This window comes from Actinoplanes sp. NPDC048796, from assembly GCF_040650035.1.
In the GTDB taxonomy this organism is placed as follows: domain Bacteria; phylum Actinomycetota; class Actinomycetes; order Mycobacteriales; family Micromonosporaceae; genus Actinoplanes.
This window is the reverse complement of the sequence record NZ_JBEZGO010000020.1, coordinates 1-17,768: the sequence shown is the minus strand read 5'-3', so window position 1 is coordinate 17,768 and position 17,768 is coordinate 1. Positions and strand designations below refer to the sequence as shown.

Below are 17,768 nucleotides of genomic sequence, written 5' to 3'. Positions count from 1 at the left end.
CTGTGTCGGCGCGTCCCTGAACAGCACGATTACCGGGACGGCGTCAGGTCGAGCAGGGTGTCGTCGATGTGCGGCGGAGTCTTCACCCGCGCGGCGATCAGGGCGGCGACCACGCACGAGACCGCGCCGACCAGCAACGCCAGGCGCGGGCCGCCGAGGCCGCTGAGCCAGCCGGTGAGCACGCTGCCGATCGGCGTCGTGCCGATGTAGACGAAGACCCAGAGGGCCACGATCCGGCCGCGGTACTCGGGTGCGGTGTGCAGTTGGATCGTCGTCGAGGCGAGGGTGGTGAAGGCGAACCCGGCGGCGCCGGTGATCAGCAGGGTGACCGTCGCGGTGGCCACGTTCGGCGCGGCGGCGGTGGCGCCGAGCCCGGCCGCGAAGGCCAGCGCGGTGACGATCAGGTACTGCCGCCGCGGGTGCTTGACCAGGCCCACGCCGAGGGAACCGGCGATCGAGCCGACGCTGAGCATGGTCGAGAGCAGGCCGTACGTGCCGCCCGAGCCGTGGAAGGTCTGCTTGGCCAGGACCGGCAGCACCACCGAGAAGTTGAAGGCCAGCAGGCCGACCAGGGCCATCATGGTCAGCGGCAGCCACACCTGCTGGCGGGTGCGGGCGTAGCGGACGGCGGCGGCCACGCCGGTCGCGTGCGTGGGCTTGTGCCGGGGGCCGCCGAGCGGGCGGATCAGCAGGAGAGCCCCGATCACGGCCAGGTACGAGATCGCGTTGACCAGGAAGCACGGGGTGACGCCGACCGCGACGATGAGCACGCCGGCCACGGCCGGGCCGACGACCCGGGCGCTGTTCATCACGACCCCGTTGAGGCTGACCGCGCTGGCCAGGTCGTCCGGGGGCACCAGCGACGACACGAAGGCCTGCCGGGCCGGCGAGTCCACGATGCCGACGATGCCGCCGGCGACGCCGATCGCGATGACCAGCGGCACCCCGGCGTGCCCGGTGGTGGCCGCGATCCAGATGGCCAGGGCCAGCGCCCCGTAGATCGCCTGCGTCACGATCAGGAGCCGCCGCAGGTCGAACCGGTCGGCGATGCTGCCACCCCACGGGCCCAGCAGCAGCGACGGCAACCCGCCCACAGCGAGCACCAGGCCCAGTGCCGAGGCGGAGCCGGTCAGCTGGAGCACGAGCCAGCCGATCGCCGTCTGTTGCAGGAAGGTGCCGCTCGCCGACGCGATCTGCCCGCCGAAGTACCAGCGGAACGGCACTGACCTCAGCGCCCGGAATCCGTTTTTCGCCACGGCGACGCCCTTGCCCGCTTGCGCGGGCAACCATGGCGCTCCGTGATCAAGGACTCAGTCACCCGTTGACAAGGATTAGTACGTTCGTCTATGGCGCGTCGGACGTCGATGCAGCACCCTAGGTTGCTGACTTTTATCACGGGGAGAACCAAAATGCGCGTTAAGCGCCTCCTGGCGGGAACCGCCGCCGGTGCCACCGCTCTGGCCTTCGCCGGCGCGTGCGCCCAGCAGATCAAGCAGATCGAGCCCAAGCTCGAGCTGCGCAACGCCGCCTCGCAGCTGTCCGAGGCCAAGCAGACCGGTTTCACGGTCAAGGTCACCGGCAGCCCCGACGACCTGGCCGCCGGCCTCAAGCTCGAGGACCCGGCCGACGTGCCCGACGCCGACACGTTGAAGAAGCTGTTCAACTCGTCGTTCACCATCGCCACCGACAAGGCCGGCGAGGGCGACAAGGACGACCGCGCGTCGCTGTCGGCCACCATCGACGGCGTGACCGGCACCGAGCTACGGGTCGTCGACGGCGTCGTCTACGTCAAGGCGCCGGTGCAGGAGCTGGCCACCAAGTTCGGCGCGGCCGCGAGCGACATCACCGAGATGCGCCAGGGCCTGTCGTCCGAGCTGCCCGAGGCCTCCGCGCTCTTCGACGGCAAGTGGGTCTCGGTCGACGTGGCCAAGGTGACCGAGGGCGCGCTCGGCAAGGCCACGCCGACGCAGGACCCGGCTCAGGCGGCCAAGCTGCAGAGCGAGATCCAGACGAGCGCGAAGAACCTGTTCGAGTCCGCCCAGATCGTCCGCGACTCGGCCGACCCGGCCCACCTCACGGTGACCTCGTCCACCACGAAGGGGTACGAGGAGTTCAAGCGGCTGGCCGGGGTCTTCGGCAAGGAGCTCGGCACCGACGTCACCAAGGAGCTCCCGAAGGCGCCGAAGGAGCGGCCGATCACCCTCGACCTGTGGATCAAGGATGAGAAGCTGACCGCCATCGAGGTGAACTTCCTGCAGTTCATCGACGGCGCGACCGGCCGGGCCGCGCTGCGCTTCGAGGTCACCACGGGCTCCGAGATCGCGGTCCCCGAGGGCGCCACGAAGATCGACCCGAGCAAGCTGACCTCCGGCCTGGCCGGCGCCGGCGCCACCAGCCCGTCCGCGGGCGGCGGCCTCAGCGGCCTCGACGGCGACACGGCGTACACCGAGGCGCGCCTGCTCGCCCTCGACGTCCAGCTCCGCCAGCTGGAGAAGGGCAACGTCAACACCTACCTCAAGCAGGCCGTGGCCGAGCGCAACGCGGAGGGCGACGGCGTCAAGGCCGCCGTCGTCCGCGGCGGCGTCGCCCAGGTGACGGCCGACGGCGCGTTCGCCTGTGTGAAGGTCTCGGCGAGCAAGGAGCCGGTGGTCACCAAGGGCCGCTGCTGATCCGGATTCAGTGGAGAAGGGCGTCGCCTCCGGGCGGCGCCCTTCTTCGTGGGTCCGGTGCCGGAAAGCGCACTAAGCGACCTCGATCGGGGTAGTGGCTACGCATGCCTGTACCCGTACCCGACCAGGTCGTGGTGATCACCGGAGCGTCCAGCGGCATCGGCCGGGCCACCGCCCTGGCCTTCGCGGCCCGAGGCGCACGGGTGGTCTGCGCGGCGCGGACCACGACAGCGCTCGACTCGCTGGCCGAGCAGATCACCGCAGCCGGCGGAACCGCGCTGGCCGTGCCGACCGACGTCGCCGACCCGGACGCGGTGACCGCCCTGGCCGAGGCGGCCGAGCAGCGGTTCGGGCGGATCGACACCTGGATCAACAACGCCGCCGTCGGCATCTGGGGCCGGGTGGAGGACATCAGCAGCGCCGAGTTCGAGCGGGTGATGCGGGTCAACTTCCTCGGCCAACTGCACGGCATCCAGGCCGCCCTGCCCGCCCTGCGCCGGGCCGGGGGTGGCACCTTGATCGGGGTCGTGTCGGCCGAGGGTGTCCGCAGCGTGCCGCTGCAGGCTCCGTACACGGCCAGCAAGTTCGCCGTCCGCGCGTTGCACGACAGCCTGCGCAGCGAGCTGGCCCAGGAGGGCGCCCCGATCGCGGTGACGACCATCCTGCCCGCCTCGATCGACACCCCGTTCTTCGAGCACGCCCGCAGCCGGCTCGGCACCATGGTCAAGCCGCCTCCGCCCGTTTACACACCCGAGCTCGTGGCCGAGACCATCCTCTACGCCGCCGCCCACCCCCGCCGGGAGATACCGGTCGGCGGGGCGGCCGCCGCGTTCGGCCTGGCCCAGCGCTTCACCCCCGCGGTGACCGACGCGCTGCTGGGCGTGCGCCGGCTCGGGCTGGGCTCGCAGCGCACGCGCCGCCCGGACAACGACATCGACAACGTGGACGGCCCGATCGGCGAGCCCGGCCGGGTCCACGGGGCCCACCCGGGCCTGGTGCTGCGGCACAGCCCTTTCACCACGCTGATCGGCCGGCGCCGGCGCCCGGGCGAGTGGCTGCTGGCCGCTGTGCGCCGGATCAACCAGGGGCGGCGCCCGGCGGAGTAGTCCGGCTCCCGCGCAGCCGGCTCCGCCAGGATGGCGACCCGCTCGGCACGGCGCACACGGCACCTTCCCGGCCTACGGCACCGCCGCCGACGGCGCCTTGGCTCCTCCGCCGCCGACGGCGCCCTGGCCCCTCCCCCGCCGACGGCGCCTGGCCCCTCCGCCGCCGACGGCGCCCTGGCCCCTCCCCCGCCGACGGCGCGTGGCTCCTCCGCCGCTGACGGGGCTCAGTCGACGATGTGGACGGGCGTTCCGGAGGCGAGGTGGCGCAGCAGGGTCCGCTGCGCGCCGGCGGGCAGGCGCACACAGCCGTTGGAAACGCTGCGGCCGAAGGCGGATCGCCGGCTCCAGGCGTGAATGCCGGTGTGCCCGTTGCGCAGCGCCGGCGCGAGTGCGTCCCGGTCGTCCGGCACCGCACCGAGCACGAGCGCGTCCAGCCCGGCGTAGACCCCGCCCACCGTGATCGTCCGCCCGAGGACGAAGGTCCGCCCCGGCGGCGTCGGGGTCCGCGGCGCCCCCACGGCGACTTCCCAGTCCGCCCGCGGCCGGCCGTCGCGCAGCCAGACAAGCCGGTGCTCGCGCCGATGCAGGACCAACTGGTCCCGCAGCCGCCGGACCTCCCACCCGCGCCGGCTTTCCGGGATCCAGCCGACGCGGCGGTTCAGCGAGGGCAGCAGCACGCCGGCCCAGCCGGGCCGCCGCTCGACGATCGGGAGGGTCACGGGCAGGCCGCTGATCGACTTCGGCAGGAAGGCGCGCGGCCGCCCGCCCGGAGCGTCGTAGACGGCCAGCTTCCGCAGCGGCCGCAGCCCTTCCGGGATCGCCGCCACCGACGCGGGCGCCGCGTCCCGGCGGAACCCACTCGGCGCACCCCAGTAGTCGATCACCGGCAGATCACGCGGCGCCGGCCGTGCCTCGGCCACCGGCTCCGCCTTCCGAGCGGGCGCCGGCGCGACGGCCACGGCCCGCTGGGCCACCCTGATCTCGTAGCGCTCCCCCTGCGGGGCGGCGTCAACCCGCGCGACGCCCACGCCGACGGCGAGCGCCGCCACGAACACCCCGGCCGCGGCCAAGCGGCGAGAGCTGGGAAGGCGCGGCACACCCCCACCCTAAGACCCGAAACAGTCTCAATTGCGCATAACGCCTGTTACGCGACATCCCTCACGGTTTGGCTTTTGGGCGTTACCGCTTACTCACGTCGCCGTGGCGGGGTGAGCGCTCTGGGCGCGCAGCGCCCTGCTCGCCCCGCCACGGCCCTCGACGGGAGTTACGGTCCGTACACCCCACCCCGCTACGACATCTGGTTTTAGATCTCGGGGATCAGATCGGCTACCGAATTCACGACGCGTGACGGGCGGAACGGGTAGCGGTCGCTTTCCTCGCGGGTGCTGATGCCGGTCAGGACGAGGATCGTTTCGAGGCCCGCCTCGAGGCCGCAGAGGATGTCGGTGTCCATGCGGTCGCCGATCATGGCCGTGCTCTCGCTGTGGGCCTCGATGGTGTTGAGGGCCGAGCGCATCATCATCGGGTTCGGCTTGCCGACGAAGTAGGGGTCGACGCCGGTGGCCTTGGAGATCATGGCGGCCACGGAGCCGGCGGCGGGGAGGGCGCCCTCGTTGGACGGGCCGGTGGCGTCGGGGTTGGTGCAGATGAAGCGGGCGCCGCCGTCGATGAGGCGGATGGCCTTGGTGATGGCTTCGAAGCTGTACGTACGGGTCTCGCCGAGCACCACGTAGTCGGGATTGAAATCGGTCAGCACGTAGCCGGTCGCGTGCATGGCGGTGGTCAGGCCGGCCTCGCCGATCACGTACGCCGTGCCGCCGGGGCGCTGGTCGTGCAGGAACTGCGCGGTGGCCAGGGCGGCCGTCCAGATGGACTGCTCGGGCACGTCGAAGCCCATCCGGTTGAGCCGGGCCTGCAGGTCGCGCGGGGTGTAGATCGAGTTGTTCGTCAGGATGAGGAACGGCTTGCCGGACGACTTCATCTTGTTGACGAACTCGGGCGCGCCGGGGACCGGGACACCCTCATGGACGAGGACGCCGTCCATGTCGGTGAGCCAGCTCTCGATGGCTTTGCGCTCAGGCATCATGCTCCTCGTCGCCGTGGTGGTGGGCAGCAGTTCACCGGGCAGTCGTCCCAGACCGGCAGCGTACCGAGTCGCTGGAGCGGGATGCCGTCGGTGCGCGCCTGGACCAGCTCGCGGACCATGCTGACGAAACGGGGGTCGGTGTTCGGCGTCGCGGCGCGCGCGTAGCCCAGGCCGAGCTTCTGCGCCGTCTCGGCGGCCTCGTTGTCGAGGTCCCAGCCCACCTCGAGGTGGTCCGAGACGAAGCCGATCGGGCTGACGACCACATCGGTGACCCCGTCCTCGGCGAGACGAACGAGGTGGTCGTTGATGTCGGGCTCGAGCCACGGCACCTGCGGCGGGCCGGAGCGGCTCTGCCAGACCAGATCCCACGGCAGGTCGGCGGCGGCGCGCTCGTGCACCAGGCGGGCCGTCTCCTCCAGCTGGGCGGTGTAGCGGCCGCCGGTCGGCCCGGCCGTCTCGGCCATCGTCACCGGGATGGAGTGGGCGGTGAAGACGAGTTTCGTGGTGGCGCGGCGCGACGGGTCGAGCGTGGCCAGGGCGGCCCGGACGGCGTCGACGTTGGGCAGCACGAAGCCGGGGTGGTCCCAGAACTGGCGGATCTTGGAGATCATCGGGGCGTCCGGGCCGACCTTGGCCCGGGCGTTGGCGATGTCCTCCCAGTACTGCTTGCAGGACGAGTAGCCGCCGTACGCGCTGGTGGCGAACCCCAGCGCGTGCTTGACACCGTCGTCGCGCATCTGGGCGAGGGTGTCGGTGAGCATGGGGTGCCAGTTGCGGTTGCCCCAGTACGTCGGCAGATCGATGCCGTGGGTGGCGAACTCCTGGCGAACCGCGGCCAGCAGATCGCGGTTCTGCTGGTTGATCGGCGAGACGCCGCCGAAGTGGTAGTAGTGCTCGGCCACTTCGGCCAGGCGCTCGTCGGGGACGCCGCGCCCGCGCACCACGTTGCGCAGGAACGGCATCACGTCATCGGACTTCTCGGGGCCGCCGAAGGACAGCAGGACGAAGGCGTCGTAAACCACCTGTCAATACTGTCACCGGGTCAGGCACCGAGCGCGTGGTAACCCCCGTCGACGTGCACAACCTCACCCGTGGTGGCCGGGAACCAGTCGGAGAGCAGGGCACAGACGGCCTTGCCGGCGGCCGAGGTGTCGTGCAGGTCCCAGCCGAGCGGCGCCCGGTCGGCCCACGCGTCCTCGAACTGCTCGAAGCCGGGGATCGACTTGGCGGCCATCGTGCGCAGCGGGCCGGCCGAGACCAGGTTGCTGCGGATGCCCTGCTTGCCCAGGTGCAGAGCGAGGTACCGGGAGGCGGACTCGAGGCCGGCCTTGGCCACGCCCATCCAGTCGTACACCGGCCACGCCTTGGTCGCGTCGAAGGTCAGTCCGACGATGCCGCCGCCCTGCTGCATCAGCGGCAGGCAGGCCACGGCGAGGGCCTGGTACGAGTACGTGGAGACCTGGATCGCCTTGGCCACGTCCTCCCACTTGGCGTTGAGGAACTCGCCGCCGAGCACGCTCTGCGGGCCGAAGGCGATCGAGTGCACGACGCCGTCGATGCCGTCGACGTGCTCGCGCACCTTGTCGGGCAGCGCGGCCAGATGATCCGGGTCGGTCACGTCGAGCTCGATCACCGGGGGCGGCGACGGCAGGCGCTTGGCGATGCGCTCGACCAGCGACAGCCGGCCGAAGCCGGTGAGCACGACGGTGGCGCCCTGCTCCTGAGCGATCTTCGCCACCGAGAACGCGATCGACGCGTCGGTGATGACACCGGTGACGAGCAGCCGCTTGCCGGCCAGCAGTCCAGACACTGAAAACGCTCCTAAGTTGTTTAGTGACCCATACCGAGGCCGCCGTCGACCGGGATGACAGCGCCGTTGATGTACGCGGCGGCGTCGCTCGCCAGGAACGTCACCGCGGCCGCCACCTCGTCGGGGCTGGCCAGCCGCCCCGCCGGAACCGCCTTGATGATCTCCGCCTGGCGGGCCTCGGACAAGACCGCTGTCATCTCCGTCTCGATGAAGCCCGGCGCCACCACGTTGGCCGTGATGTTGCGGCTGCCCAGCTCACGGGTGATGCTGCGGGCCATGCCGACCAGTCCGGCCTTGCTCGCCGCGTAGTTCACCTGGCCGGGCCCGCCGTAGAGGCCGACGACCGACGAGATGAAGATAATCCGGCCCCACTTGGCGCGCAGCATCTTGGAGCTGGCGCGCTTGGCCACCCGGAACGAGCCCTTGAGGTTAGTGTCGATCACCCGCTCGAACTGCTCCTCGCTCATCCGCAGCAGCAGCGTGTCGTCGGTGATGCCGGCGTTGGCGACCAGCACCTCGACCGGGCCGAGCTCCTTCTCGATCTCGGTGAAGGCCGCGTCGACCTGGGCCGGGTCGGTGATGTCGCACTGCACCCCGAACAGGCCCTCGGGCGCGCCGCTGCCACGGTGGGTCACCGCGACCCGATCACCCTGCTTGGCGAACGCCTGCGCGATGGCGAGGCCGATGCCCCGGTTGCCGCCAGTCACCAATACCGTGCGAGCCACGACGAAACGCTCCTCATACCCAGGTAGGGGGTGCCGGGTGGCACCTCGGGGGCACGACGGCGCCTCGTCAGCGCCGTAACCTGCCGGGATGGAGACTATCGGCCCGGCGCCGGCGCGCAACGTCATGGGGCCGTTGCGCCGGTTGCTCTGGAGCCGGGAGAAACCCCGGCCGCCGATCCGGCGCCGGCCCTGGGTCTACGCGTGGCCGGTCGGCCTTCTGGCGCTGATCGGCCTGGGCGGAGCTGCGGCGACGTACCTCGGGGAGAACCGGAACGCGCCCGGCATAGCGATCGGGATCATCGCGATCGGCTCGGTGCTGCCGGTCGCGGTGGCCTTCCGGTGGCCCGTCCTCGCCTGGCGGTTCAGCTACGTGATGTTGTTCATCGGGTCGATGTACTACGTCCCGAAGGAGGCGTGGCCCTGGAACACCGTGCAGATCCTGGGGTTCCTCTTCGTGCTGGGCCGGCTCGCCGTCACCCAGGACACGGCGCTGACGGTGTGGGCGGCCGCCCTCACGGTCGTACCGATCTTCGCCTATGCGCCGGAGGCCAACGCGTGGGGCGCCGCCGTGCTGGTGGCGGTGATCACGGTGATGGGCGACATCGTGTCCCGGTGGCGCCAGGCCCGCCGGATGCTCGCCGAGAACGAGGAGCTGACCGAGCTGGAGCGGGCCAAGCGGGCGGTGTTGGAGGAACGCGCCCGGATCGCCCGCGAGATGCACGACGTGGTGGCCCACCACATGTCGATGATCGCCGTACGGGCGGAGACCGCGCCCTACCGGCTGGGTGGGCTGCCGGACGAGGCCGGGCAGGAGCTGGCGACGATCGCGTCGGCGGCCCGGGAGGCGCTGACCGACATGCGGCGGCTGCTGGGCGTGCTGCGGACCGGCGAGGGCGACGCTCCGCGGGCGCCGCAACCCGGCTTCGGTGAGGTGGGCGAGCTGGTCGAGACGGCCCGGGCGGCGGGGGTCGAGGTTTCTTTGTCGTACGCGGATGTGCCCGCTCTGCCGGAGACGGTGGGGCTGGCCGCCTATCGGATCGTGCAGGAGGCCCTGGCCAACGCGGCGCGGCACGCGCCGGGGGCGGCGGTGACGGTGACCGCCCGCGGTGACGGCGGGCGTCTGGAGCTCGGGATCAGCAATCCCGTGGCCGGCCCGGTGGGCGAGGGCGGCCACGGCCTGCCGGGGATGCGGGAACGGGCCACACTGCTCGGTGGCACCCTGACCGCCGGCGTCGTCGAGGGAGCTTTCGTGGTGCGGGCGGTCCTTCCGGTGGAGGCGGGCGAGTGATCAAGATTCTGATCGCGGACGACCAGGCGATGGTCCGCGAGGGCTTCGGCGCGCTGCTCGGCGCCCAGCCCGACATGCTCGTGGTGGGCGACGCCGCGGACGGCTCGCAGGCGGTCGCGCGGACCCGGGAGCTGCGGCCCGACGTGGTGCTGATGGACGTGCGGATGCCGGTCATGGACGGCCTGGAGGCGACACGGCGGCTCACAGCGGATGTCAAGGTCGTCATTCTGACGACGTTCGACCTGGACGATTACGTGTACGCGGCGCTGCGCGCCGGCGCGAGCGGCTTCCTGCTCAAGGACGCCCCGGCCGCCGATCTCATTCAGGCCGTACGGATCGTGGCCGCCGGCGAGGCTCTGCTGGCTCCCTCGGTGACCCGCCGGCTGATCGCCGAGTTCGCGGCCCGGCCCGTCACCGACCGGCCGCGGCCGGCCGCGCTGAACGCGCTCACCCCGCGCGAGACCGACGTGCTGCGCCTGATCGCCCGCGGCCTGTCCAATCAGGAGATCGCCGCCGATCTGGTGGTGGCCGAGCAGACCGTGAAGACCCACATCGGCCGAATTCTGGCCAAGCTGGGCCTGCGCGACCGGGCCCAGGCGGTCGTCTTCGCCTACGAGACCGGCCTCGTAGTACCGGGGTAGGACATCGATGTCCGGTCTGGAGGGTGACGATCGGGACCCCGTCGCCGCGAGACGTTGCGGCTCATGCGAATCCTGCCGCTCGTCCTGGCCTTGTCCGCTCTTTCCCTTCCCGTTGCTCAAGATCAACTTCCGCCCCTCCACTACACCTACCGCGAGACCGCCGTACGGATGCTGGCCACCGGCTGCCCGTACGCCACCTGGGCCGCCCAGGGCCGCCGCTTCCTCGCCTTCGACCCGACCGGCGACGGGCGGGCGGTGGAGGTGCTCGGCGACCTCGCCACGGCGTCGCGCGTCGCCGTCCTGGTTCCGGGCGTCGACACCGTCCTGGCCGACTTCGACCGCGGCCTCGGCGGAGTGCCCCGGCGCGCTCCGGGCGTCCAGGCCCGCGCCCTCTACGAGCAGCTGAGCAAGCGCTCCCCCGGCGTGGCGGTGATCGCCTGGCTGGGCTACGACCCGCCGGAGGGCATCGGGCCGGCCGCCGCCACCTACGGGCGGGCCCGGACGGGCGCCGCCGCGCTGGTCACCTTCGTCCGATCCCTGGAGACCCAGCGCCCCGGCCTGGCGGTGACCCTGATCGGGCACAGCTACGGCTCGGTCGTCGTCGGGCTGGCCGCACCCCGGCTCCCGCGGGTCGGTGACGTGATCGCCCTGGGCGCCCCGGGCATCGGCGCCTCGCACGCGGCCGATCTCGGCGGCGCACGGGTCTGGTCGGCGCTCGCGCCGACCGACTGGATCCGCCGGATCCCCCAGGTGCGCCTGCTCGGCCTGGGCCTCGGCCGGCGGCCGTCGAATCCGGACTTCGGAGCGTTCGCGCTGCCCACCGACGGTGTGGCCGGCCACGATTACTACCTGACGCCGGGTAGCACCACCCTGCGCGCGGTCGGCGATGTCGTCCTATCGGGTGTTCCGCGCCACGACGGGGCGGGGGAAGTTTCTTAGCGGAACCTTAAGGGGTATTGTGCCATCCGGCCCTGACGCCGAAACGACTCTCGGGAGGTGATCGCTGTGCGAGATAGCGATCCTCCTAGTCGCGGCCGGGCCGTTCGTCAGCCCCGTCGCTGACACGTTCCTTTTCACCGCCCCGCATCCACCGGTGCCGTCCTGTCGACGGCCCCGGCCCCGTCGTGTGCACCGCGACACGGATGCGCGGGTGCCGGCCGCGACGTGACCGTGTGCGCTTCCCCTCGCCCGCCACCGCGTGGAAGTAGCCCCCGACATGAAGAACTTCGTCGCACCGCTGAGCTTCACCATCGCCGCCGTCTGGGTGGTCGTCCTGTTCGTCCTCGTGCACGGCAACCCATGACCGGGTCCTACGGCAGCCGTGAAGTCCAGAGCAGGCTGCTGGCGGCCGCCGCGAGGCCCAGCAGGAGCGCCACTCCGGCGTACCACTGAGTGACCTCGCGCGGCTGCACCCGGTGGCCGATCGAGCTGCCCATGTCCTGGTAGACCTTCTTGAGCTCGCTCACCGACGCCGCCTCGTAGAAGTAGCCGTCGGTCTTCTCCGCCAGCTGCTGCAACGACAGCCGGTCGACCGGCACCCGCTGCAGCGCGCCACGGATGTCGACCACGCCGCTGTCGGTGCCGAAAGCGATCGTCGAGACCGGCACGTTCGCCTGCGAGGCCGCCGTCGCCGCGTCCTCGATCGACCGGCCCGAGGTGCGGTAGCCGTCGGAGAGCAGCACGATCCGGGCCGGCGGCGCGCCGTCGGCCCCGTCCGCCGGCACCGAGCGGATCGCGTCGAGCGAGGTGAAGACCGCCTCGCCGGTCGCCGTCGCCTCGGCCAGCGACAGCCCGTCGATCCCGGAGACGACCTCGGAGCGGTCCTTGGTCGGCGACACCAGCACGTTCGCCGACTTCGCGAAGGACACCAGACCCAGGTTGTACGTGGGTGGCAGCTCGTTGACGAACGCCTTGGCCGCTTCCTGCGCCGCCTCGATCCGGTTGGGGGCGACGTCGTCGGCCTCCATCGACAGGGACACGTCGATGGCGAGCATGACGGTGGCCCGCTCCAGCGGCTCCTCCTTGTCGACCGAGGGCCGGGCCAGCGCGGCGCCCAAGGTCAGCAGAGAGAGCAGGAAGGCGGCGGCCGAGACGTGCTTGCGCCAGCCCAGGCCGCGCGGGGCGAGCGTGCGGAGCAGGTCGACGTTGGTGAACCGCATCGCGTACTGCCGGCGGCGGAACTGCCGGAACACGTAGACGCCCGCCACGATCACCACGGGCAGGAGCGCCAGCAGCCACCAGGGCTCCAGGAAACGGATCATCGCTTGGTCCCCCGGGTACGTGCGTGTCGCTGGGCGGCCACGAATCGGACCACATCCAGCAGCCAGTCGGTATCGGTACGAAGGCGCAGGTGGGCGGCGCCGGCGGCGCGCAGCGCACGGGCGATCTCGCCCCGCTGATGTGCGGCCGCCTCGGCGTAGCGGGCGCGCAGTTTCGGGTCGGCGGTCTGCACCTCGTGCAGCGCGCCCGTCTCGGGGTCGGCCAGGGTCAGCACCCCGACGTCGGGGATCTCCAGCTCACGCGGGTCGACGACCTCGATCGCGAGCACGTCGTGCCGCACGGCCAGCTTGCGGACCGGCCGCGACCAGCCCTCCACCGGCGCCATGAAGTCGCTGATCACCACGGCCACGCCCCGCCGCCGCGGCGGCCGGTTCAGCATGTCGATGAGAGCGCCCAGGTCGGCGCGCCCGGGCCGGATCTCGGTGCGGGCGATCGCGCGCAGCAGACCCTGCGCCTCCTTGCGGCCGGGCCGGGCCGGCATCCGGACGACCTCGCTGCCGGGTTGCGGTTGCGGGTCCCGCTTGCGGCCCCAGCGGGGTCCGCTTTTCGCCCGTACGCCGGTGCCGGTGCCCACGACCGCACCGATGCGGTTGCCGCCGCGCACGGTCAGGTGGGCCATCGCCGTCGCCGCGGCCATCACCAGGTCGCTCTTGAGCCACTGGGCCGTGCCGAACTCGAGGCTGGCGCTCAGGTCGACCGCCATCCAGGTCTCCAGCTCACGGTCGGCGACCGTGCGGCGCACGTGCGGCAGCGTGGTCCGGGCGGTGACCGGCCAGTCCATGCGGCGCACGTCGTCGCCGGGCCGGTACTCGCGGGACTCCCCCGCCTCGCTGCCGGGCCCGGGCAGCAGGCCGACGTAGTCGCCCTGCAGCAGCCCGTCGAGCTTGCGCGTGACCAGCAGCTGGAGCCGGGACAGCACCGCCTCGGCCCGGGCGGTCCCGGTCTCGCCCTCGGGAGCCAGCCCACTCAGTGCTGCGCCGGCCATGCCGCTCCGTTCTGGGCCGGCGCGCCCTGCGGGACCCCACTGACGGGCGCGGCGGACGGGTGGGTGCCGTTGGGCGAGGTGCCCTGGCGGGCCGCGACCGAGGGCAGCGGGACGCTCTGCATGATGCGGCTGACGATGTGGTCGGCCGGGATGTCGTCGGCGAGCGCGTCATAGCTGAGCACGAGGCGGTGGCGCAGGATGTCGGGCGCGATGTCCTGCACGTCCTGCGGGAGCGCGTAGTCGCGGCCGCGCAGCAGCGCCAGCGCGCGGGTGGCCCGGACGATGCCGAGCGAGGCGCGCGGGCTCGCGCCGTACTGGATGAGCTGGGCCACGTCGGGCATGCCGTGCTGGGCCGGGGCGCGGGTGGCCAGCACCAGCCGGACGGTGTAGTCGACCAGGGCGTTGTGCACGAACACCTGGTCGGCCCGGCGCTGGAGGCCGATCAGGTCGTCCGGGGTGAAGACCGGCTTGGGCTCGGGGGCGCTGACGCCCATCCGGTAGACGATCTCCCGCTCCTCGGCGTCGGTCGGGTAGCCCACCAGGATCTTCATGAGGAAGCGGTCGCGCTGCGCCTCGGGCAGCGGGTACACGCCCTCCTGCTCGATCGGGTTCTGCGTCGCCATCACCAGGAACGGGTCGGGCACGGCGTGCGACTGCCCGCCGATCGACACCTGGTGCTCGGCCATCACCTCGAGCAGCGCCGACTGCACCTTGGCCGGCGCGCGGTTGATCTCGTCGGCGAGCAGGAAGTTGACGAAGACCGGCCCGAGCTCGACGTCGAACTTCTCGCTGCTCTGCCGGTAGATGCGGGTGCCGACGATGTCGGCCGGCACCAGGTCGGGGGTGAACTGGACCCGGGAGAACGTGCCGCCGACGACCCGGGCCAGGGTCTCGACGGCGAGCGTCTTGGCCACGCCCGGCACGCCCTCGAGCAGGCAGTGCCCGCGGGCCAGCAGCGCCACGAACATGCGCTCGACCATCCGGTCCTGCCCGACGATCACCCGCTTGACCTCGAACATCGCGCGCTCGAGCTGCGAGGCGTCCTGTGCCGGGGGCACCGGCGCGGCCGCGCCGTTGTTGTTCTCGGTCTCGGGCGTGAGCGGCTGAGCCACCGGTCCTCCACAGCGGTCGAAAATGCCATCGACTCCTCGCGCCGGCGTGCTGCCGACGCTCAAGACTTACACGACCGACCTGAGAGCGCGCTCGTGGTGTCGCATTACGCGCCGCCGGTGACCGCCACCATGGGTCGGACGTGTCGATCTTTCTGCGCGATACGCCGGATCGGGCACCCGAGCCGGGTGGATGCGTCACGCCGTGAACCGTGTAACATTCATCGCGTCGCCGGGCGACTTCCCCCGTGGTCGCCCGGCGCATAATTTTCCGATGAAACCCAGCCCGATGGAACCCAGCCCGGTCGAACTCAGCCCTGTGGAACTCAGCCCTCAGTGCTCCGCCAAGGGTTGTCGGGCTGAAGCGGTGTGGCAACTTCGGTGGAACAACCCCAAGCTGCACGCCCCCGATTACCGCAAAACGTGGCTCGCGTGCGAGGAACATCGGATTTCCCTGGGAAACTTCCTCGATCTCCGGGGTTTCCTGCGCGAAGTGACGCCCTTCGGTACGGCGTCGAGCGCGCCCATCTCCTAGGCTTCGAGTTGTGACCGAGCCGCAGAGTGCCGCCGTCGATGCCCTGGAGCCGTGGCCCGACACCGTCGAGTGGCGCCCGGTCTCCCCGAAGCTGATCACTGTGGAGCTGATCGTCCGCATCGCCTGGTCGCTGGTGATCGTGGCCGGGCTGGCCGTCGGCTGGGCCCTGCAGGGCCACTGGCTGTGGCGCCTGGGCATCCTGCTGGTCGTCCTCAACGCGATCTGGCGCTGTTTCGTCACGGTCCGCGCCGTGCGCGCCTGGGGCTACGCCGAACGCGACCAGGACCTTCTGGTCCGGCACGGCCTGTTGATCCGCCGCCTCTCGATCGTCCCGTACGCGCGGATGCAGTTCGTCGACGTGACCGCGGGCCCGCTCGAACGGGCCTTCGGCCTGGCCACCGTGCAACTGCACACCGCCGCCGCCGCGAGCGACGCCCGCATCCCCGGCCTGCCCCCGGCCGAGGCCTCCCGCCTGCGCGACCGCCTCACCGCCCTGGGCGAGGACCGGGCCGAGGGCCTGTGAGCACCCCCGGTCCCCACCCGCCCGCCGCCGCTCCACCCGCCACCACCGCGCAGGAGGAGCCGCGGCGGCGCCTTCACCCGCTGAGCCCACTGCTGCACGGCGCCAAGAGCATCGCGGTCATCGTGGCGGCGCTGTCCTGGCAGACGCTGTCGCGGGTCGGCCTCGAGCGATTCACGCTCGTCGTGCTCGTCCTCGCGGTCGGCGTCGTCATCTTCTCCATCGTCGGCTGGCTCACCACCGGATATCAGGTCGTCGGCCGCGAGCTGCGCATCTCCGACGGCGTGATCTGGCGCCGCAACCGGGCCATCCCCCTCGAACGTCTGCAGGCCGTCGAGCTCCGCCGTCCCCTGCTGGCCCAGCTCACCGGCCTCGCCGAGCTGCGCCTGGAGGTGATCGGCGGCGGCAAGACCGAGGCGCCCCTGTCGTTCCTGACCGTGCGCGAGGCCTCCGCCCTGCGCGAGCGCCTGCTCGCGCTGGCCGGGCCCGCGACGGTGACCCCACCCTCCGCGACCGGGCCCGCGGCCGCTTTCGAGACGACTGCCGTCGAACGCCCGCTGTTGCGCGTCGGCAACCGCGATCTGGTGGTGAGCCAGCTCCTCACCCCGCAGGCGTTCTTCCTCCCGGTCGGCATCGCCTTCGTCGTCATGCAGTTCGTGCTCGAAGGTTCCTGGACCTTCATCGGCATCGCCAGCACGGTCACCGCGATGGCCGGCGTGCTGCTGCAACCGGTGCGCCGGGTGCTGCAGGACTGGGACTTCCGGCTCGCCCGTGACCCGGACGGCCGCCTCGTGGTGCGTTTCGGCCTGCTCGAGACCCGCAGCCAGATCGTCCCGCTGAACCGGGTGCAGGCGGTGGGTGTCACCTGGCCGCTGCTGTGGCGGGCACAGGGCTGGCTGCACCTGCGCCTGGACATCGCCGGCTACGCGGGCGAGCCCGGCGAGAGCAAGGGATCAGACCGTCTCCTGCCGGTCGGCGACTTCGCGACGGCCCGCGCCCTCGTGTGGGACGTCCTGCCCGGCGTCGACCTGGCCACCCTGGCCACCAGCCCGCCGCCGAAGCGGGCCCGCTGGCTCAACCCGGTGGCACTGCGCTCCCTCGGGGTGGGCCTGGCGCCGGAGGTCTTCGTCAGCCGCTGGGGCCTGTTCACCCGCGAGATGCACATCGTGCCGTACGCCCGCCTGCAAAGCGTCCGCGTCGTGCAGGGTCCCGTGCAGCGCCGGCTGGGCCTGGCCACCGTCTACGCCGACACGGCCCGGGGCCGCTCGGGCCAGGCCAAGGACCGGGACCTGGCCGAGGCCTGGGCCCTCGCCCGCGAGCTGGCCGAGCGGGCCCGCCTGGCCCGCCGCCCGGCCCCGCTGCTCACCGACCGCCTCGACCCGTCCGCCGTGGCGGTCCCGGCCTCGGGCTCGGGCGCTGTGGAAGGCACGGTGGGCGACACGATGGAGAACGGCCCCGACGACTCCTACTGGCGACGGCCCGAGCAGTCCTAGGCCCCCGTCCTACCCCGCGCGGCCCTAAGCTCTGGACATGGAGCTTCCGGATTTTTCGCCCGGTCTCAGCGCCCGGGTGGAGTTGACCGTGACCGACGCCGACACCGCGCAGGCGCTCGGCTCGGGCGACGTGCCCGTGCTGGGCACGCCGCGCGTGCTGGCGCTGGCCGAGGCGGCCACGGTCGCCGCCACCGCCCGCACCATCCCCGGCGGCCTCACCACGGTCGGCACCCGGGCCGAGGTGGAGCATCGGGCGCCCACCCCGCTCGGCCGCCGGGTCACCGCCCTGGCCACCCTGGCCAAAGTGGACGGCCGCAAGCTGATCTTCGACGTCGCCGTCCGCGACGGCGAGGAACTCGTGGCCGAGGTCCGCGTCGAGCGCGTGATCCTCGATCGCCAGCGCTTCATCTCCAAGGCGCTCGGCGACTAGGTGTAGTGACCATGAGGGTTGTTGACGCGGCGTGGCGCCTTGATCAATGAGAAGACCTCCGGCGAGGTGGAAGTTACGACGCTTCACCTAG

General features: G+C 72.0%; 18 protein-coding genes. 9 read left to right on the top strand and 9 right to left on the bottom strand.

Going from position 1 to position 17,768, the window contains the following annotated elements; all coding sequences use genetic code 11:
• Positions 1 to 29 precede the first annotated feature (29 nt).
• Positions 30 to 1,256: an MFS transporter gene (locus AB0C26_RS41800; protein ID WP_360259580.1), complete on the bottom strand. Its 1,227-nt coding sequence runs from the start codon at positions 1,254 to 1,256 to the stop codon at positions 30 to 32.
• Positions 1,257 to 1,409: 153 nt separating this feature from the next.
• Here AB0C26_RS41800 and AB0C26_RS41795 point away from each other — a divergent pair, with 153 nt between their 5' ends.
• Positions 1,410 to 2,669, top strand: coding sequence for a hypothetical protein (locus tag AB0C26_RS41795; protein WP_360259578.1), 1,260 nt, complete (start codon positions 1,410 to 1,412; stop codon positions 2,667 to 2,669).
• A 104-nt stretch (positions 2,670 to 2,773) separates the two neighbouring features.
• Positions 2,774 to 3,775, top strand: coding sequence for an SDR family oxidoreductase (locus tag AB0C26_RS41790; protein ID WP_360259575.1), 1,002 nt, complete (start codon positions 2,774 to 2,776; stop codon positions 3,773 to 3,775).
• Between the two features lie 224 nt (positions 3,776 to 3,999).
• Here AB0C26_RS41790 and AB0C26_RS41785 read toward each other — a convergent pair whose 3' ends face one another.
• The 5 genes from AB0C26_RS41785 to AB0C26_RS41765 form a co-directional block, all read right to left on the bottom strand.
• Positions 4,000 to 4,872, bottom strand: a complete 873-nt coding sequence (locus AB0C26_RS41785; RefSeq protein ID WP_360259572.1) for a L,D-transpeptidase — start codon at positions 4,870 to 4,872, stop codon at positions 4,000 to 4,002.
• Positions 4,873 to 5,078: 206 nt separating this feature from the next.
• A complete protein-coding gene (locus tag AB0C26_RS41780) occupies positions 5,079 to 5,858 on the bottom strand; it encodes an HAD-IIA family hydrolase (RefSeq protein ID WP_360259570.1) in 780 nt (259 codons plus the stop codon).
• Positions 5,858 to 6,883, bottom strand: a complete 1,026-nt coding sequence (locus AB0C26_RS41775) for a ferrochelatase (protein ID WP_360259568.1) — start codon at positions 6,881 to 6,883, stop codon at positions 5,858 to 5,860. The genes AB0C26_RS41780 and AB0C26_RS41775 overlap by 1 nt, the downstream gene beginning before the upstream one ends.
• A gap of 20 nt (positions 6,884 to 6,903) precedes the next feature.
• Positions 6,904 to 7,671, bottom strand: a complete 768-nt coding sequence (fabI, locus tag AB0C26_RS41770) for an enoyl-ACP reductase FabI (protein ID WP_360259566.1) — start codon at positions 7,669 to 7,671, stop codon at positions 6,904 to 6,906.
• A gap of 20 nt (positions 7,672 to 7,691) precedes the next feature.
• Positions 7,692 to 8,396, bottom strand: a complete 705-nt coding sequence (locus tag AB0C26_RS41765) for a beta-ketoacyl-ACP reductase (protein ID WP_360259563.1) — start codon at positions 8,394 to 8,396, stop codon at positions 7,692 to 7,694.
• An 88-nt stretch (positions 8,397 to 8,484) separates the two neighbouring features.
• Here AB0C26_RS41765 and AB0C26_RS41760 point away from each other — a divergent pair, with 88 nt between their 5' ends.
• From AB0C26_RS41760 to AB0C26_RS41750, 3 genes are all read left to right on the top strand, one after another.
• Positions 8,485 to 9,684, top strand: a complete 1,200-nt coding sequence (locus tag AB0C26_RS41760) for a sensor histidine kinase (protein ID WP_360259561.1) — start codon at positions 8,485 to 8,487, stop codon at positions 9,682 to 9,684.
• Positions 9,681 to 10,325 carry a response regulator transcription factor gene (locus tag AB0C26_RS41755; RefSeq protein WP_360259559.1) on the top strand — a complete coding sequence of 215 codons (645 nt, stop codon included), beginning with the start codon at positions 9,681 to 9,683 and terminating at the stop codon, positions 10,323 to 10,325. The genes AB0C26_RS41760 and AB0C26_RS41755 overlap by 4 nt, the downstream gene beginning before the upstream one ends.
• Before the next feature lie 63 nt (positions 10,326 to 10,388).
• Positions 10,389 to 11,264 carry an alpha/beta hydrolase gene (locus AB0C26_RS41750; RefSeq protein ID WP_360259556.1) on the top strand — a complete coding sequence of 292 codons (876 nt, stop codon included), beginning with the start codon at positions 10,389 to 10,391 and terminating at the stop codon, positions 11,262 to 11,264.
• Positions 11,265 to 11,635: 371 nt separating this feature from the next.
• Here AB0C26_RS41750 and AB0C26_RS41745 read toward each other — a convergent pair whose 3' ends face one another.
• From AB0C26_RS41745 to AB0C26_RS41735, 3 genes are read right to left on the bottom strand one after another with little or no spacing between them, the layout of a single operon-like run.
• Complete coding sequence (locus tag AB0C26_RS41745) at positions 11,636 to 12,586, bottom strand: VWA domain-containing protein (protein WP_360259554.1); 951 nt, start codon at positions 12,584 to 12,586, stop codon at positions 11,636 to 11,638.
• On the bottom strand, positions 12,583 to 13,590 hold the full coding sequence (locus AB0C26_RS41740) for a DUF58 domain-containing protein (RefSeq protein WP_360259552.1): 1,008 nt from the start codon (positions 13,588 to 13,590) through the stop codon (positions 12,583 to 12,585). Before AB0C26_RS41740 ends, AB0C26_RS41745 begins: the two co-directional genes overlap by 4 nt.
• Positions 13,572 to 14,702: a MoxR family ATPase gene (locus tag AB0C26_RS41735; protein WP_360259550.1), complete on the bottom strand. Its 1,131-nt coding sequence runs from the start codon at positions 14,700 to 14,702 to the stop codon at positions 13,572 to 13,574. Before AB0C26_RS41735 ends, AB0C26_RS41740 begins: the two co-directional genes overlap by 19 nt.
• Before the next feature lie 286 nt (positions 14,703 to 14,988).
• Here AB0C26_RS41735 and AB0C26_RS41730 point away from each other — a divergent pair, with 286 nt between their 5' ends.
• The 4 genes from AB0C26_RS41730 to AB0C26_RS41715 are packed head-to-tail and all read left to right on the top strand — an operon-like array spanning position 14,989 to position 17,677.
• Entirely contained in the window at positions 14,989 to 15,234 is a 246-nt protein-coding gene (locus AB0C26_RS41730) for a hypothetical protein (RefSeq protein ID WP_360259807.1), read from the top strand.
• A 10-nt stretch (positions 15,235 to 15,244) separates the two neighbouring features.
• On the top strand, positions 15,245 to 15,757 hold the full coding sequence (locus AB0C26_RS41725; RefSeq protein WP_360259548.1) for a PH domain-containing protein: 513 nt from the start codon (positions 15,245 to 15,247) through the stop codon (positions 15,755 to 15,757).
• Entirely contained in the window at positions 15,754 to 17,247 is a 1,494-nt protein-coding gene (locus AB0C26_RS41720) for a PH domain-containing protein (protein WP_360259545.1), read from the top strand. The genes AB0C26_RS41725 and AB0C26_RS41720 overlap by 4 nt, the downstream gene beginning before the upstream one ends.
• Before the next feature lie 37 nt (positions 17,248 to 17,284).
• Complete coding sequence (locus AB0C26_RS41715; RefSeq protein WP_360259543.1) at positions 17,285 to 17,677, top strand: hotdog domain-containing protein; 393 nt, start codon at positions 17,285 to 17,287, stop codon at positions 17,675 to 17,677.
• Positions 17,678 to 17,768 lie beyond the last annotated feature (91 nt).